Below are 17697 nucleotides of genomic sequence, written 5' to 3'. Positions count from 1 at the left end.
TATTCATGCCATCAATATCTACAAAAGGGCGGCATATGCCTGAATCTCCAATACGAAAATTAATGCCCTATGCCGAGCAGGCATTGAAAGACGGTAAAACTATTTATCATCTTAATATTGGACAACCAGATATCAAAACACCTCAGGTTGCCCTAGACGCCGTGCTTAATAGCAATATTGAAGTTTTGGCTTATTCCAGTTCTAACGGATCAGAAACCTATAGAAAAAAACTAGCCAACTACTATAAAAAACACAATATAGAGGTAACATCGGATGATATAATCGTAACAACGGGAGCTAGTGAAGGTCTCATTTTTTTGTTCAGTAGTATTCTAGATCCTGGTGATGAAGTTATCATATCCGAACCTTTTTACGCTAATTATATTGCTTTTTCAACGGCAACAGGCGTTAATGTTGTTCCGGTGGTTTGTAATATTGAGGACAATTTTGCTTTACCACCAATTGAGGAATATGAAAAGCTTATTACTGAAAGGACAAAGGCTATATTAATTTGTAACCCCGGAAACCCAACGGGTTATTTATACACCCTAGATGAAATTAATAAATTAGGAGCCTTAGCGCGCAAGCATGATCTTTTTTTAGTAGCAGATGAAGTCTATCGAGAATTCGTATATGACGATAACAAGCATCATTCGGTATTAAATCTTCCAGGAATTGATGCCAATACTATAGTGATCGATTCGGTTTCCAAACGTTACAGCATGTGCGGAGCCCGTGTAGGCTGCTTGGTTTCGCGAAATAAAGAGGTTTTACAAACTGTTTTGAAATTCGCACAGGCGCGCTTGAGTCCACCAACTTATGGTCAGATTGCGAGTGAAGCCGCTTTAGAAACTCCACAATCCTACTTTGATGAAGTCATAAAAGAATATACCGAGCGCCGAAATTTTTTAATACAAGAATTAGAACAGATCGAAGGTGTTAAAATAGGAAACCCTAAAGGTGCATTTTATTGCATAGCCGAGCTTCCTATATCTAATGCAGATCATTTTGCACAATGGCTCTTGGAAACATTCGATAGTCATGGTGAAACGGTTATGGTGGCACCGGCTGCCGGATTTTATTCAACCCCTGGAATCGGTTTAAATCAAATTCGTATTGCATACGTCCTAGATAAAAAGAAATTAAAACGTGCTGTTGAAATATTAAAAGAAGCTTTAGCGCTTTACAAAACCCTTTGAAAGTTTTAAAAAACATATCTCTTAAACCTTACAATTCATTTGGGATCGATGTATTGGCAAACACCTTTGCTCCGATTTCTAGTATTTCAGATTTAAAACAAATTCTGCTTGAAAATCGAGAAAATAAAAAGTTGATCCTTGGTGGTGGAAGTAATATGTTACTCACCCAAGATTTTGATGGGTTAATTATTAAGATTGATCTCAAAGGCATCCAGGTTATAGATGAGAATAATGATTGGGTTTATGTTGAGGTCCAGGCAGGTGAAAACTGGCATGAGTTTGTGCTGTGGTGTTTAAACAAAAACTATGGGGGTCTAGAAAACCTATCCCTAATTCCAGGTAATGTAGGTACAGCACCAATTCAAAATATAGGAGCATATGGCGTAGAATTAAAAGACAACTTTATAAGCTGCGAGGCCCTTGATATAAGTACTTTAAAGCTGAATACCTTTACCTTAAAGGACTGTCAGTTTGGATATCGTAGCTCCATTTTTAAGAATGAAGGTAAAGGAAAGTACATTATTACAAGCGTGATTTTTAAACTCTCAAAAAACGATCATAAACTTCATATCGATTACGGTGCCATCACATCGGAATTAGAAAAAATGCAGATTACTACGCCCACCATTCAGGATGTTTCTAAAGCTGTAATTTCTATTCGGCAACAAAAACTTCCGGATCCGAAACTCATTGGAAACAGTGGTAGTTTTTTTAAAAATCCGATCATTACAAAATCGCATTACGAAACACTACTAAAGAACTTTTCTACAATGCCTTCGTATCCAGTTTCAGACACTGAGGTTAAAGTTCCTGCTGGTTGGCTTATAGAACAGGCTGGTTTTAAAGGAAAACGTTTTGGAAATTACGGCGTACACAAAAATCAAGCATTAGTTTTGGTAAATTACGGCGGAGCGAAAGGATCTGATATTTTAGAATTAGCGACATTAATTCAAAAAACAATAAAAAAATTATTTAACGTTAGTATTGAACCTGAGGTTAATATTTTATAATCCTTTGGATTTGTATACTTTTGCTTAATTAAAAATACTAGGCCATCAACTAAACTAGCGCACTTTGATTTCGAACATTGAAAAAGAAATAGTTCAGTTACTTGAAAAAAGTGACAAAAGAGCCCTTACATTACTTTACGACAATTATGCCGATGCCTTATTTGGTGTCATAAAAAAAGTGATCTCAGACGACGAGGTAGCTCAGGACGTACTACAGGAAAGCTTTATTAAAATTTGGCGCTATTCAAAAAAATACGATTCCGAAAAGGCCAGACTATTTACCTGGTTGTACCGTATAGCCTATAATACGGCCATCGATAAAGTACGATCCTTAAAAAATAAAACAACCAAAGAAGTCCAAATTGAATCTTCTAACGTATATAATATAAAATCAGGTGAATTAAATCAGGATGTTTTAGACATCCGTAAGCACCTTGGAAGTATAGAAAAAAAATATCAAATTGTTTTAGAAACCCTCTTTTTTGAGGGTATGACACAGCAAGAAGCTAGTGAAGAGTTAAATATTCCGTTAGGAACTATTAAATCGAGATTAAAAATTGGATTACGTGAATTGAAAAAGATTTACGATCCTCAATAAATAACGTCATGAATGAGAAAATAACTACTTTTTTAAATTCTGGCCTATTAGAAAAATATCTAGTAGGAATCACTTCTTCTGCTGAAACAGAACAAGTGGAGTCTTACATTGTAAAGTACCCAGAGGTTCAGAATGCCTACAACACAATGCAATACAACTTAGAGGTTGTATCTAAGGCTCATGCTGAAGAAGCACCAAGACACATATTAGGAAATATCCTAAATGAATTAGATGACGCTCCTGTTTTAAGCTTAAAACAGAAAAAATCATACAAAACCTGGCATTTCGTATCGTTTGCAGCTAGTGTTGCAGCCATCCTTTTTGCCGTGACCTCCTTTGTATTCTATAGTCAAAACAAAAAGCTATCCGAAGAAAATCAGGTTGTTGTTGATGAGATTTTTGATCTGCGTAGTGACATTGCGAATACCAATTCGAAGTTAGATAATGTGATGCAACAGTTCAAGCAACTTAACGATCCTGAAACCTATAAGTACATTATGCAGGGGAATAGCAGAGCTAAAAATCTGAAAACGGTTGCATATATAAATCCGAAAGAAAAAACTTCGATGATCGATGTTGTATCCTTACCGCAATTGCCAAAAGAGCAATGCTACCAGATCTGGGCAGAACTACAAGGAAAGATGGTAAGCTTAGGTATTCTAAGTGAAACAGATCGTCAATTGCAATACATTCCTTATACCGAGGATGCCAGAGGATTGAATATCACCATCGAACCCAAAGGTGGTAACACAACGGCCTCATTGGATAATTCGGTTGCCGAAATAGAATTAAAGTAAATTAATAGCAAATAATTCTCCCTAAAAAAACTTCAAGCATTGTTCTTGAAGTTTTTTTTTACTCGTACCTTTGCAATAAATAATTAAAGATGAAACTTGTTTTAATTACCATCGGTTTATTAGCACTTGGATTTGCCGGAATTGCCATAAAAATCTGGGCAAAAAAAGACGGAAAATTTGCCGGTACCTGTGCAAGCCAAAACCCTATGTTAAATAAGAACGGAGAGGCTTGTGGTTTTTGTGGTAAAACTCCGGATCAATTTGAAAATTGCAATGAGCCGCAGCACAATTCTTAGTTCTGCCCTCTTTATACGTCTCACATCTACCCTCGATACGATAGCATAAGGAAGTGTTTTTTTAAGGCACCTATTCAAAAGTCTTTCGTAATTCTTTCACAATTAGTATCTTTATAATTCATCTAATTTTAAACTGATTTTATTGGATATAGAGGAAGCTATTACACGCGCAAAAAAAACGGATCAAAAAGCATTTAATTTTCTTTTAGATACGTTTTGGGATGATGTTTACGGTTTTCAGTTGAAGCGAACGAGAAATGAAAATGATGCTGAAGACATTACAATCCAGACATTTTCAAAGGCCTTTGATAAAATCGACACGTTTGATGATCGCTACAAGTTCAAGACCTGGCTGATTACCATTTCAAAGAATATTCATATTGACTTATTACGAAAAGAAAAAAATGCCATTGATCAGGTAAAGATCAACAATGATAAAAATGCCTATTTGGTTTTGGATGAATCACCTTCTCCGGAGGACAAACTCATCACTGAGCAGCATTTGGCTTCCCTTTTACGCGATATAAAAAAATTAAAGCCACATTATCAGGAAGTTATTAATTTGCGCTACTTTCAGGAATTTAGTTATAAAGAGATTTCTCAACATTTGGGAGAACCCATTAATAATGTTAAGGTTAAATTACTTCGTGCTAAAAAACTTTTAGCAGATATTATTCAGAAGCACACATGATATCCAAACTTAAAGATCTGGGACCGGGGTTATTATTCGCCGGAGCCGCAATAGGTGTATCACATTTAGTACAATCGACTCGTGCAGGAGCCGATTTTGGATTAGGTTTATTATGGGCTTTACTCCTTGTTAATGTATTTAAATACCCATTTTTTCAATTTGGTCCACGCTACGCCACCGCTACCGGTGAAAGTTTACTGGAGGGTTATAAAAAATTAGGAAAAGGGGTTTTAATAGCTTATTACATACTAACTATAGCCACCATGTTTACGATTCAAACCGCGGTGACGATTGTAACTGCAGGATTAGCGTCTACCTTATTTGGAGGTTATTTTTCGATTGAGATCTGGACTGTTCTGATACTAGTACTCTGCTTGGCACTATTGATAATTGGAAAATATGCCTTGTTAGATAGGCTTATGAAAATTATTATCATTGTTTTAACGATTAGCACGATCGCTGCCGTTAGTATGTCCTTGATAAACAATCATGAGACCCTGAATTTAACTCAGGTATTACCGGATAGCAAACTCGGTGTAGCCTTTTTAATAGCATTCATGGGTTGGATGCCTGCGCCATTGGACATCTCAGTTTGGCAATCACTTTGGTCAGTTGAAAAAAATAAAAGCACCAAGAACTATACCCCGAAATCGGCTCTATTCGATTTTAATGTAGGATATATCGGAACTATTTTTTTAGGTATTGGGTTTCTTCTCTTAGGTTCCTTGGTTATGTATCATACGGGCGAACAATTCAGCAATTCTGCTACAGAATTTTCAGGACAGCTTATTAAAATGTATACGGCCAGTATTGGGAGTTGGGCAAGTATTATCATTGGTATTGCTGCCTTTACGACTATGTTTAGTACCACACTTACCACCTTAGACGCCTCGCCTCGGGCAATGAGCAAGGCTACAGAATTATTGTTTAAAAACAAAACAAGTTTGAATTATACCTTTTGGATCTTGGTATTAACATTTGGTTGTATTGGAATTTTTTTCTTTTTAGCCTCTGAAATGGGATTATTGATACAAATAGCCACAATTTTATCTTTCATAACAGCACCTTTTTATGCCATTATCAATTATAAATTAATAGCGAGTAACCATACCCCAGAAGAGTGGAGACCCTCCTTAAAACTACATATTTTAAGTATCATGGGAATTGTATTTTTAATTGGTTTTACGGTGTATTACCTCACCACCCTTTAAGCGGTATTTAAAAGAATACTTCGTATCTTTGTCCTTTAAAATAAGCTATGAGTACAGAAACTGTTTCAAATACAATTACTGAAAGAAAGCCAAAACCAAAATGGATCCGCGTTAAACTGCCAACCGGAAAAAAATATACAGAGTTACGTAGCCTTGTAGATAAGTACAATTTAAACACCATATGTGCTTCAGGTAGCTGCCCCAATATGGGGGAATGCTGGGGAGAAGGTACTGCTACGTTCATGATTTTAGGAAATATTTGCACCCGTTCTTGCGGATTTTGTGGTGTAAAAACAGGGCGTCCTGAAACAGTGGATTGGGACGAGCCAGAAAAAGTTGCCCGATCCATAAAAATCATGAAAATTAAACATGCTGTACTTACCAGTGTAGACCGGGATGACCTGAAGGATATGGGAAGCATTATGTGGGCTGAAACAGTAAAAGCCGTACGCCGCATGAACCCTGAAATAACATTAGAAACTTTAATTCCTGATTTTCAAGGTATTGAACAACATATAGACCGTATAATTGAAGTTGCCCCGGAAGTTGTTTCTCATAATATTGAAACCGTAAGACGATTAACCCGTGAAGTACGTATACAGGCTAAATACGATAGAAGTTTAGGCGTCTTAAAATACTTAAAAAAACAAGGACAACGACGTACCAAATCTGGTATTATGCTAGGATTGGGAGAAACTAAAGAGGAAGTTGTTGAAACGCTTCAGGATTTACGTGACAACGACGTAGACGTAGTAACGATCGGACAATACTTACAGCCAAGTAAAAAACATTTACCCGTAAAACGTTTTGTTACCCCGGATGAATTTAAAGAGTATGAAGCTATCGGGTTAGATTTAGGCTTCAGACACGTAGAAAGTAGTGCACTGGTAAGATCATCTTACAAAGCTCAAAAACATATAAATTAGTATTTTTTGTGTAATTTGTCGGAATAAAAGTGTGTTTTATCGATAAAAAGATTATATTTGCTGATGATAAATATGTTAAATGTCCCAAATTTATAGATACATATTCGTTTTAATTTTTATTATCAGTCATGATCTTTCAGCTCAAAACTCGCTGAAAGAAGATCCTGAACTGCTACAAAATTCCATTGAATACCGTATAACACAGTCTCAAAATGAACTTGAAAATTTCAGTTATTTCAAGGCATTGACTAATTTGAATGAGGCACTGGATATAGCGAACAAATCCAATGACAGCGCGAGTTTAGGTAATATTTATACACTTAAAGGTCGAATAGAACTTTTAACCCACAAACCGGATAATGCTATTAATTCCCTAAACAGTGCTATTGAGATTCAAAGGATGACCGGGGATGACACCGGATTAGCATTTGCATTTAAAACACTTGGCGAGGTTTTCATAGAAAAAAATGACTACTACCAGGCTCTAGACTATTTCGTTTCCGCTAAAAATTTATTTCAACAACAAGGTTTAGATCAAAAACTTGCTGAAACCTTACTTTTAGAGGGAAAAACCTATATATCTCTGCGGAATTACAGAACGTCACGGGGTATTATTGAACAGTCCTTAGCTATTTCTAAAAAATCTGATTACTCAAAAGTTGAAAGTGATGCACTCATCAACCAAGCTTTGGTGCATAATAAATTAAACCAAAATGATAAAGCTTTATCTTTTGCAAATGAAGGTTTGCAAATTGCAGAAAACAACAATTATGAGGATATTCGCAACTTAGGTTATAAAGTCCTTAGTGATATTTATTATGACCAAAAGAACTACAAAGTTTCAAGAGATTATTTAGAAAAACATTTCCAATTAACCGATTCGATATACCTTATTAAAACTGCTAGTTTGGCGTCTGATCAGGATGCTAAAACGAAGCTTCAGGATACTACTAAAGAATATGAACAAGTTGTTCAAAAACTGGAGAAGGCGGAAGAGGATAATGGGGTAAGAACTTTAATTTCCATTTTGAGTGTCGCCTTGATAACAATTTTATCATTATTAACATTATCGCTTTATAAAAACAACAATATCCGTTTAAAAACCAATAACATGCTCCACAAGAAAAATGGAGAATTAATTATTGCTAAAGAAAAAGCGGAATTAGCGACAAAAACCAAGGCAAATTTCCTATCTACTGTTACCCACGAATTACGTACACCCCTTTATGCTGTTACAGGTTTGACTAACATGTTACTGGAAGAAAACCCAAAACCTGATCAGATTCAACATTTAAAATCTTTAAAATTTTCAGGAGATTATCTTCTTACTTTCATTAATGATATTCTTCAAATAAATAAAATTGAAGCTAATAAAGTGGAGGTCGAGCCTGAACCTTTCAACTTAAAGAAAAAAATAAATAATATCGTTTTAGCATTAAACAATTCTGCAGAGGACAACAATGTTAAAATTCACTTTGAATACGATAATAATTTACCGGAAAACTTTATTGCCGATCAACTTAAGATCTCCCAGATCCTGATCAATCTGGTAGGTAACTCTATTAAGTTTACTAAAAATGGTGATATTTGGATCCGTGTTTATAAAATTTCTCAAAAAGATAAAACCTATCGACTACGCTTTGAAATTGAAGACAATGGTATTGGAATAAGTCAGGAGAAACAAGACAAAATGTTTGAAAGTTTCTCCCAAGGATCGATCCAAATCAACAGAAAATACGGTGGTACAGGTTTAGGATTATCTATTGTTAAAGGACTTATAGATATTCTGAAAGGCGATATCTATGTGAAAAGTGAAATAGAGAAAGGAACTACATTTTATTTTGAAATCCCTGTTGAATACACGGCCAAAGAGCAGTCATTAAATGAGCCCAATACATCTTATTTTAACGATAATACGGATAAGGTCGAATTAGATAAAGTGAAAATTTTAGTTGTGGAGGACAATAAAATCAATCAAATGATTACCAAAAAAATCCTGACTAAGATGAAGCTTAAATGTGATCTGGTTGATAATGGAGAGGATGCTGTTGAGCTTATTAAAAACAATAAATACAATATTGTTTTAATGGACATTCATATGCCTGGGATTAGTGGTATAGAAGCGACAAAACGCGTAAGAACTTTTGATAAAAACATAACTATTTTTGCTTTAACCGCCGTTACTATTGAAGATAAAATGCAGGAATTTGACGAGGCTGGTTTTACAGACATTATTCCGAAACCATTCAAACAGGAAGAGTTTGAGAAAAAACTTTATAACGCACTTTCAGGTAAATCTTATAAAACCTTTAATCAACAAGAAACGATTTAATAAGAGAATCAAATACTTCGCCTTCCTTCAAGCTTATTTTCATTGGCAGGTAATACAAGCTATTTTTTAAAACCTCAAAATCTTTCAATCTCATAAAATCCTTTTCGGTAGTTAGGATTAATTCTTTCCCTGATAAAACTTTAATATCATCATCATTAAATTCATGATGGTCCCCAAATTCTAAGTGTTCAAATTGCAATCCTTTTCCATTTAAATATGCAACCAATGCACTAGCATCAGCAATTCCGGTAACCAAAGTAAACCGGGGTAAATTGTCCAGTTTTATTGATTCTTCATTAGAATAAACGTTTTCATCATAAACAATAGAGCTGAAAAACACTTTTTGATGCGATTGAGGTTCAATTTTTTGAATGATTTGCTCGCTCTCAACCGGAGATAAAGCATCAGGACATTTAGTGACTACAATAATATCTGCCCGTTTAGCACCAATTTTTGGCTCACGTAAATCGCCTGTTGGTAATACCATATCATTAAAATAAGGATTCGCATAGGTTGTCAATAAAATATTAAAACCAGCCTTAACTTTCCGGTGTTGATAGGCATCATCCAATAATATAACATCCGGTTTTTGGTCTGTTTTCAGAAGTTGACCAATACCATGACTACGCTTAGTATCAACCGCAACCTGAACAGCGTTTTTAAATTTGTTGAAAAACTGAAAAGGCTCATCTCCCAAACTTTGAGCCGTAGAGCTGGAATCAGCCAATTGAAATCCCTTAGTTTTACGCTTATATCCCCGACTCAGTGTCGCAACCTTATAGTCATCCATCAAAAGTCTTATTAAATACTCAATCATTGGGGTTTTACCTGTACCTCCCACACTTAAATTACCCACACAAATAACCGGAAAGTCATATTTTTTTTGAGAAAGTACACCAATATCAAATAGTTTATTTCGCAGCCAGGTTACCACATAATATATGGGAACAAATGGAAACAATAAATATCTCAATAATTTCATAATTAACTTTTGTAAACCTGATTTTAAATCACTTTTGGGTTAAAATCAATTATAGGTAACCAACAGCAAAGTAAATATTTTATATTTGTTTCTAAATTAAATCATGAAAATATTATGATTATTCAAGACGTCATATCACATTTAGAGAACCTGGCTCCTCTATCATATGCTGAGGATTTTGACAATGTAGGGCTTTTAGTGGGTGATAAGAACACAAAACTAACCGGTGTTTTAGTGACCCTTGATACCTTAGAACCAGTGGTAGATGAAGCAATCGAAAAGAATTGCAATCTTATTGTAAGCTTCCATCCTATCATATTTAAAGGATTAAAAAAACTAACCGGTAGCACATATGTAGAACGCGTGGTGATGAAAGCTTTAAAACATGATATTGCCATTTTTGCAATTCATACAGCTCTGGACAACGCGCTTTATGGTGTAAATGATATGATTTGCAATCAACTTAAATTAAACAATAAACAAATTTTAATACCCCAATCTGGAACAATTAAAAAACTAACTACCTATGTACCTGTAGATGAAGCCGAAAGCCTCCGAAATGCATTATTTGAAGCTGGAGCAGGAAACATTGGTAATTATAGTAATTGTAGCTTTAATATTGATGGTACTGGAACGTATAAAGCGAATTCAAATGCCAATCCTACCAAAGGTGAAATAGAAAAAACGCATTTTGAAAAGGAAACAATACTAACGGTTATTTATCCAAAACATCAGGAAAAACAAATCCTTGATACTCTGTTTAACACCCATTCCTATGAAGAGGTAGCCTACGAGATTACAACAATAGAAAATAAAAACCAACATATTGGTATTGGAATGATAGGTGAATTAACAAATGAGATGACCGAAGAGGCATTCTTAACCTATTTAAAAGAAAAAATGAATACAAAATGTGTCAGACATTCTACACTTTTAGGCAAACCTATTAAAAAAGTAGCTGTTTTGGGAGGCTCTGGAAGTTTCGCCATACCAGCCGCTAAAGATACTGATGCTGACGTGTTTATAACGGCAGATTTAAAATATCATGACTTTTTTTCAGCTGAAAATAAGTTGCTATTAACTGATATTGGACATTACGAAAGTGAGCAATACACAAAAAACGGATTAGTCGCTTATCTTAAGAAAAAAATTACTAATTTTGCAATCATTTTATCAACGATAAATACCAATCCTGTTAAGTATTTTTAGAATATGGCAAAAAAGAAAGAAGCAACTGTAGAAGAGCGTTTAAGAGCCCTTTACGATTTACAACTTATTGATTCGCGCATTGATGAAATTAGAAATGTTCGTGGAGAACTTCCCCTAGAAGTTCGTGATCTTGAAGATGAAGTTGCTGGATTAAATATCAGACTGGAAAAATTAAACTCCAGTTTAGATTTATTAGATAATGACATTGCTGGAAAAAAGAATCTTATTGAAGAATCTAAAGCTTTAATAAAAAAGTACAGTGAACAACAAAAAAATGTCAGAAATAATCGCGAGTATAACTCATTAACGAAAGAAATCGAATTTCAGGAATTAGAAATTCAATTAGCTGAAAAGCACATTAAAGAATTTAAGGTGCAGATTGAACAGAAAAAAGAAGTTATAGCCGAAACCAAAGAACGTTTAAAAGAACGTGATACGCATTTAAAACACAAAAAAGGTGAATTAGATGCTATTTTATCTGAAACCGAAAAAGAAGAAAAAGCACTTATAGAAAAATCTGCTGATTATAAAGAACAGATCGACGATAGACTGGTAAAGGCTTACACCCGTATCAGAGAAAATGTTAAGAACGGCTTAGCTGTTGTACCTATTGAAAGAGGAGCTTCTGGAGGTTCTTTCTTTACTATTCCTCCCCAGGTTCAAGTGGAAATTGCATCACGTAAAAAAGTAATTACGGATGAGCACAGTGGCCGAATTTTAGTAGACGCAGAACTCGCAGAAGAACAAAAAGAAAAAATGGAGAAAATGTTTTCAAAACTTTAATTTCATCCATAATTAATATTGAAAAGCCTTTCCTTTGTGGAAGGCTTTTTTTTTAAATAAAAATTTCACTACCCTTTTTTTAAGGTTTTGTATTTTTACACGTCTATTGAAAAAGAAAACCTTGATTATGAAATAAGCCGTAACCATAAATTGTTCAATCGTAGAAAACATTTATCGGTGAATCTCATTTAATAGGTGAAAAAAAAATTAAAAATGAAACATATTATTAGCGTTTTAATACTTTCCTTATTATTCAGTTGTCAGCATTCTGCTCAAACAAATAAAGCACAGCAAGCGGTTATTAATGCCGAGCCAGTTCAAGTTCCCTTAAAAAATGGAAAGGCCCGAGCTTATTTTGCAAGTGGTTGTTTTTGGTGTGTTGAAGAAATATATGAAAGCATAAAAGGTGTCGATGAAGTCATTAGTGGTTATTCCGGTGGACATACCGAAAATCCTACTTATGCGGATAGCAACACAGGACGAACAGGACATGCCGAAGCCGTAGAAGTCATTTACGACCCAAACATCATTAGTTTCGCAACTCTGGTTGATGTGTATTTTGGTTCGCAAAATCCTACTCAGGTAAATGGTCAGGGTAATGATATTGGTTCGCAATATCGATCCATTATATTCTATCAGAATAACGAACAAAAACAGATTATTCTTGAGAAGAAAGCTACATTAGAGAAAGCCTTAGGTGAAAAAGTAGCAGCCGAAGTATATCCATTCCAAAAATTCTGGCGCGCCGAAGATTATCACCAAAACTATGTTATTAATCACCCTAATAATCCCTACGTTCGAAACGTCTCCATTCCTCGATTTTACCGTTTCAAAGCGAAATTTCCGGAATTACTTAAGGATAAATAGTAATACTTGATTAGTGTTTCGTTGCTTTTAAAGTGAAGATCAATGGATAGCGCTTGTCTTTTGTAACGAACATTCCTTTCTCGGTTTTTATTAAATTCGGCAAAACATCGTACGGGCTCTCATCATATTCTCTTAAGTATTCAATATGAAGACCAGCTTCTGTTAAAGCAGAAACGACCTCTCCCAAACCATGGTTCCACCCATATTCTTTACTGATTATTTTTGCTGATTTATCCGCGTAAGTCCCTTCATATTCTTCATAAATTGCAGCATCCTGCATATAACCATAACACAATTCAGGTGGCGTTTTTAAATAATCAAACATCCAAACAATCGGATGAAACTCAGCAATAAAAAAGGTTCCTCCGGATTTTAGTCGTTCTGCAATCATTTGACCCCATGGTTTTAAATCGGGCAGCCAACCAATAACGCCATAACTCGTAAAAACAATATCGAAGGTTTCCTTAATATATTTTGAAGTCTCTAACACATTGCAACAAACAAAATCGGCATTTAATTGTAATTCTGCATTTAAGGCTATTGCCAATTCTATTCCTGTTTTACTAAAATCTACACCGGTAGATTTCGCCCCCATCCTACTCCAACTCAAGGTATCCTGACCAAAATGGCATTGTAAATGAAGCAGCAATTTGTTTTTAACATCACCAAGGGCATCCAACTCGTAAGCCATTAATGAGGACCTTCCTTTTTTAAATGCTTCCAGGTCGTACATTTTACTTTTTGAATGTATATTAACCTTGGTATCCCAGGTTATGCGATTCGTTTCAAAATAATTTTTATGAGAATCCATAGTCAAGTTTGTATCTTTACAAAAAAATAAAGTTATGAAAAACCTCTTGTACATAGCCTTTTTGACGCTCACTTTAATTGGGTGTAAACAAAAAGAGACTCAAAAACAACCTGAACCCACCTTGTCAACGGCTGAAAAAATAGCAAATGCTCATGGTTTTGAGCACTGGAATCACATCAATGAAATTGATTTTACGTTTGCTGGAGCCCGACATTGGAAATGGTCTCCAAAAACAAATGCTGTTACTTACACAAAGGATACTATAACAGTAGCGTACAATCGCGCCATGGTAGATTCCACAACAATTCCTATCGACCGCGCCTTTGTAAATGATAAGTTTTGGTTATTAATCCCGTTTCAACTTGTTTGGGATAAAAGTGCTTCTATTTCAGAAGCTAAAAAAACCACAGCACCTATTAGTAAAAAAGAAATAAATCAAATAACTATTACCTACCCTTCTGATGGCGGTGGTTATACACCTGGAGATGCCTATGATATTTATTTTGATGATGAATTTATAATTAGAGAATGGGCTTTTCGAAAGGGCAATAAACCTGAACCCTCACTGGTAAACACCTTTGAGAATTATCAGGATTTTAACGGTATAAAAATAGCGTTAGAACATACTAAAGCTGAAGGTGATTGGAACTTAAAATTTTCAGACGTAGAAGTAATTTTAGAACCTTAACATCCAAAACTGACAGTTAAAACGTAATTATAATATACGTTTTTTTCCGCTTTTGCGTCTCTATATATTTCAAGAGCTCTTTAATCATTTAAAGGGCTTTTTTTTAGCCTTCAAAATTATTTTTCACATGCGTTCCGTCGCAGAATGGCTTATTCGCCGATTCGCCACACCGGCAAAAGGCAGTGGTTCTGTTCTTTAACTCTTGAGCACCATTTTTATCCGTTACGGTTAAAGTCCCGTAAACCAACAAGGGGCCCTTTTCTAAAACCTCGATCTTGGTTTGAAGTTTTTCAGTGGTTTTATTGGTAGCATCATTCATATAAAAACTTAAAGCTCCTGAAGGACATTCCTTCACCTGCTTCACTAAATTCTCAGTGGACGCTTTGTCAATAGCAATCCAAGGTCTAATGGACGGTCTAAACACCTGCGGTAACCCTTTCACGCAAATCCCCGAATGAATGCATTTTTTAGCTTCCCAAACAATGGTTACCTCCCCATTGGAATATTCTCTAGTTCTACCCATGATATATTTTTTACTAAATATAGTAAAATCAAACCCAATTTCAGATAGGTGATTCTTTACTTATTATCCTTATTTTTGTTAAGATCGAAAAATTATTCACATTGAAAGATTATAAATTAGGACGTGATTATGCTCTAGAACAAGATCGTATCGACCCACTAAGAACCTTCAGAAATCGGTTTCATATCCCTAAAAATGAGAAAGGTGAAGATCTCATTTACATGACGGGGAATTCACTAGGTTTACAGCCCAAAATTACAGCTGATTATGTTAATGAAGAACTGGAAGATTGGGCAAAGTTGGGTGTAGAAGGGCATGTGCAAGGAAAACATCCATGGTTACATTATCACGAATTTTTAACCGAAACCATGGCTGATATTGTAGGTGCTAAACCTTCTGAAGTTATTGTCATGAACACCCTTACGGCGAATCTGCATTTTATGATGGTTTCCTTCTATCAACCCACAAAAGAACGCTATAAAATAATTATAGAAAGTGATGCCTTTCCCTCCGATAAATATGCGGTAGAATCTCAATTGAGACATCACGGATTCGATGATCAGGAAGGGCTTATTCTCTGGCGCCCTCGCGACGGTGAAGAGTTGTTGCGCTATGAGGATCTAGAAGCTATTTTGAAAGAGGAAGGTGATCGTATTGCGCTTGTTTTAATCGGAGGGGTAAATTATTATACCGGGCAGTTTTTCGATTTAAAACGTATTACCGAACTAGGACACCAATACGGTTGTAAAGTAGGATTCGATTGTGCTCATGGTGCCGGAAACGTACCTTTAAATTTGCATGATTCTGGAGCCGATTTTGCGGTTTGGTGTACTTATAAATATTTAAATTCCGGGCCTGGTAGTTTAGCCGGCTGTTTTGTTCATGAACGCCACGGGAATAATCCGGAATTGAACCGGTTTACAGGTTGGTGGAGCCATAATAAAAAGACCCGCTTTAACATGCGTGGTGCCTTCGATATGCTCCCTGGAGCGGAGGGCTGGCAACTAAGTAATCCCCCTATTTTATCCATGGCAGCCATTCGTGCTTCAATGGATGAATTCAAAGCCGTTGGTTTTGAACGGCTCAGAGAAAAGTCGATTAAATTAACTGGGTATTTTGAATTTTTACTCAATAATCTGGGCGACAACGTCATTCGAATTATTACCCCTAAAAACTCGGAAGAGCGGGGTTGTCAACTTTCAATTCAGGTTAAGAATGCTGATAAATCACTACATGATAAACTAACTGAAAAAGGTGTTATTAGCGATTGGCGAGAACCCGATGTCATTCGTTGTGCCCCAACGCCTTTCTATAATTCATTTGAAGATGTTTACAATCTGGTTGAGCGCCTTAAAACTATTTTAAATGACTAAAACGAAACAACAAAACATATTGATTATTGGTGCCGGACTTTGCGGAAGTTTACTTGCCCTGCGATTAGGACAGCGGGGTTATCATGTATCTGTTTACGAGAAGCGCCCTGATTTGCGAAAAGCAAAGATCAGCGCAGGAAGGTCTATAAATCTAGCCTTCTCAGACAGAGGAAACAAAGCAATGAAAATGGTAGGTTTGGAGGACAAAGTGAAAGCCCTTTGTATTCCTATGCACGGACGAATGATCCATGACAAAAATGGCAAAACATTTCAATCCAATTATAGCGGACGAGACCATGAATACATTAATTCCATTTCAAGAAGTGGATTGAACGCTTTGCTCTTGGATGAAGCCGAAAAGCATGAGAATGTCAATTTTTACTTCGATAGTGAGTGCCTCTCAGTAAATTTTGAAAACACCACGGTGTTATTTGAAAATACCGAGAGTAAAACTCAATTTGTAGAAGATGCCGATACCATCATCGCGACCGATGGGGCGGGTTCAGCCCTTAGAAAAAGTTATTTTCTAGAGCGGAAATTTTTATTTAGCTTTTCTCAAGATTACCTTACTCACGGTTACAAAGAGCTCAGTATTTTACCCAAAGAAAATGGCGACTATAAAACGTATAAGAATGCCCTTCATATATGGCCGCGCGGGGACTTTATGATAATCGCTCTGCCAAATTTGGATGGCAGTTTTACCGTTACCCTCTTTTTAAGTTATGATGAAGGGCCTTATAACTTTAATAATCTAAAAACAGAGGAGCAGGTTCTGGAATTTTTCCGTGAAGAGTTTCCAGACGCACTGGCCATGATGCCCAATTTGTTAGATGACTTTTTCACGAATCCAACCGCTCCTTTGGGAACTATTAAATGTTCTCCATGGCATTACAAAGGGAATACACTCCTCATGGGAGACGCGGCACACGCCATTGTACCCTTTTATGGTCAGGGTATGAATGCCTCATTTGAAGATGTTGTAGAGTTCGATGCTATTTTGGATCGCTTTGAAGGAGATTGGAAAAAAGTATTTGAAGCTTATGAAAAAACTCGTAAGAAAGATACTGATGCTATTGCCGACCTCGCCATTGATAATTTTCATGAAATGAAAGATCATGTTGCAAATCCTATATTTCAGGAAAAACGTCATTTAGAAATGGCCTTTGAAAAAGAATTCCCGAACGAATATTCATCTAAATATTCTTTAGTTACCTTTAATGAAAACATTGGTTACCGTGAAGCCATGCTCCGCGGACGTGCACAGGATAAAGCTATATTAAATTTGTTAGCTGATAATGCCATTGACACAAGAGGTGACCTCCGAACTATTTTGGAAAAAGTAAAACAAGAAACTTATGCTATTCTGGAAGACGATAGAATAGCCGGTTTAAAATAAAATAT

General features: G+C 35.7%; 18 protein-coding genes. 15 read left to right on the top strand and 3 right to left on the bottom strand.

Annotation, left to right across the window (positions count from 1 at the left end):
* The first annotated feature begins 5 nt into the window (after window positions 1–5).
* The 9 genes from V8G61_RS06455 to V8G61_RS06415 all read left to right on the top strand — a co-directional run bounded on the left by V8G61_RS06455 (window position 6) and on the right by V8G61_RS06415 (window position 9060).
* On the top strand, window positions 6–1199 hold the full coding sequence (locus V8G61_RS06455; RefSeq protein WP_394874692.1) for a pyridoxal phosphate-dependent aminotransferase: 1194 nt from the start codon (window positions 6–8) through the stop codon (window positions 1197–1199).
* Entirely contained in the window at window positions 1196–2209 is a 1014-nt protein-coding gene (murB, locus tag V8G61_RS06450; protein WP_394874691.1) for a UDP-N-acetylmuramate dehydrogenase, read from the top strand. The genes V8G61_RS06455 and murB overlap by 4 nt, the downstream gene beginning before the upstream one ends.
* A gap of 64 nt (window positions 2210–2273) precedes the next feature.
* Window positions 2274–2807, top strand: coding sequence for an RNA polymerase sigma factor (locus V8G61_RS06445; protein WP_394874690.1), 534 nt, complete (start codon window positions 2274–2276; stop codon window positions 2805–2807).
* An 8-nt stretch (window positions 2808–2815) separates the two neighbouring features.
* The gene (locus V8G61_RS06440) at window positions 2816–3604 is read left to right on the top strand and encodes an anti-sigma factor domain-containing protein (RefSeq protein WP_394874689.1); all 789 of its coding nucleotides are present in this window, start codon (window positions 2816–2818) and stop codon (window positions 3602–3604) included.
* Between the two features lie 89 nt (window positions 3605–3693).
* Entirely contained in the window at window positions 3694–3900 is a 207-nt protein-coding gene (locus tag V8G61_RS06435; protein WP_394874688.1) for a membrane or secreted protein, read from the top strand.
* Window positions 3901–4042: 142 nt separating this feature from the next.
* On the top strand, window positions 4043–4591 hold the full coding sequence (locus V8G61_RS06430; protein ID WP_394874687.1) for an RNA polymerase sigma factor: 549 nt from the start codon (window positions 4043–4045) through the stop codon (window positions 4589–4591).
* On the top strand, window positions 4588–5802 hold the full coding sequence (locus V8G61_RS06425) for an Nramp family divalent metal transporter (RefSeq protein WP_394874686.1): 1215 nt from the start codon (window positions 4588–4590) through the stop codon (window positions 5800–5802). The genes V8G61_RS06430 and V8G61_RS06425 overlap by 4 nt, the downstream gene beginning before the upstream one ends.
* A 47-nt stretch (window positions 5803–5849) precedes the next feature.
* Complete coding sequence (lipA, locus tag V8G61_RS06420) at window positions 5850–6728, top strand: lipoyl synthase (RefSeq protein ID WP_394874685.1); 879 nt, start codon at window positions 5850–5852, stop codon at window positions 6726–6728.
* A 79-nt stretch (window positions 6729–6807) separates the two neighbouring features.
* The gene (locus V8G61_RS06415) at window positions 6808–9060 is read left to right on the top strand and encodes an ATP-binding protein (protein WP_394874684.1); all 2253 of its coding nucleotides are present in this window, start codon (window positions 6808–6810) and stop codon (window positions 9058–9060) included.
* Here the strand turns inward: V8G61_RS06415 and lpxK are convergent.
* Window positions 9038–10042 carry a tetraacyldisaccharide 4'-kinase gene (gene lpxK, locus V8G61_RS06410; RefSeq protein WP_394874682.1) on the bottom strand — a complete coding sequence of 335 codons (1005 nt, stop codon included), beginning with the start codon at window positions 10040–10042 and terminating at the stop codon, window positions 9038–9040. The genes V8G61_RS06415 and lpxK overlap by 23 nt on opposite strands.
* 114 nt (window positions 10043–10156) lie before the next feature.
* On the opposite strand from lpxK, the gene V8G61_RS06405 reads away from it, so the two are divergent.
* The 3 genes from V8G61_RS06405 to msrA all read left to right on the top strand — a co-directional run bounded on the left by V8G61_RS06405 (window position 10157) and on the right by msrA (window position 12901).
* A complete protein-coding gene (locus V8G61_RS06405; protein WP_394874681.1) occupies window positions 10157–11251 on the top strand; it encodes a Nif3-like dinuclear metal center hexameric protein in 1095 nt (364 codons plus the stop codon).
* A 3-nt stretch (window positions 11252–11254) separates the two neighbouring features.
* On the top strand, window positions 11255–12034 hold the full coding sequence (locus V8G61_RS06400; protein ID WP_394874680.1) for a zinc ribbon domain-containing protein: 780 nt from the start codon (window positions 11255–11257) through the stop codon (window positions 12032–12034).
* A 213-nt stretch (window positions 12035–12247) separates the two neighbouring features.
* Window positions 12248–12901, top strand: coding sequence for a peptide-methionine (S)-S-oxide reductase MsrA (gene msrA, locus V8G61_RS06395; RefSeq protein ID WP_394874678.1), 654 nt, complete (start codon window positions 12248–12250; stop codon window positions 12899–12901).
* 10 nt (window positions 12902–12911) lie between these two features.
* Here the strand turns inward: msrA and V8G61_RS06390 are convergent, their stop codons facing one another.
* Complete coding sequence (locus V8G61_RS06390; RefSeq protein ID WP_394874677.1) at window positions 12912–13712, bottom strand: class I SAM-dependent methyltransferase; 801 nt, start codon at window positions 13710–13712, stop codon at window positions 12912–12914.
* A 34-nt stretch (window positions 13713–13746) separates the two neighbouring features.
* Between V8G61_RS06390 and V8G61_RS06385 the strand changes: the two genes are divergently transcribed.
* A complete protein-coding gene (locus V8G61_RS06385; RefSeq protein WP_394874676.1) occupies window positions 13747–14400 on the top strand; it encodes a hypothetical protein in 654 nt (217 codons plus the stop codon).
* 103 nt (window positions 14401–14503) lie between these two features.
* On the opposite strand, the gene V8G61_RS06380 is transcribed toward V8G61_RS06385, so the two are convergent.
* Window positions 14504–14923 (bottom strand): (4Fe-4S)-binding protein, encoded by a 420-nt coding sequence (locus tag V8G61_RS06380; RefSeq protein WP_394874675.1) that lies wholly within the window; start codon window positions 14921–14923, stop codon window positions 14504–14506.
* A 101-nt stretch (window positions 14924–15024) separates the two neighbouring features.
* On the opposite strand from V8G61_RS06380, the gene kynU reads away from it, so the two are divergent.
* A complete protein-coding gene (gene kynU / locus V8G61_RS06375; protein WP_394874674.1) occupies window positions 15025–16296 on the top strand; it encodes a kynureninase in 1272 nt (423 codons plus the stop codon).
* Window positions 16289–17692 (top strand): FAD-dependent oxidoreductase, encoded by a 1404-nt coding sequence (locus V8G61_RS06370; RefSeq protein ID WP_394874673.1) that lies wholly within the window; start codon window positions 16289–16291, stop codon window positions 17690–17692. The genes kynU and V8G61_RS06370 overlap by 8 nt, the downstream gene beginning before the upstream one ends.
* Window positions 17693–17697 lie beyond the last annotated feature (5 nt).

The organism is Gaetbulibacter sp. M240 (assembly GCF_043876815.1).
In the GTDB taxonomy this organism is placed as follows: Bacteria; Bacteroidota; Bacteroidia; order Flavobacteriales; family Flavobacteriaceae; genus Gaetbulibacter_A.
This window is presented reverse-complemented; position numbering and strand designations above follow the sequence as displayed.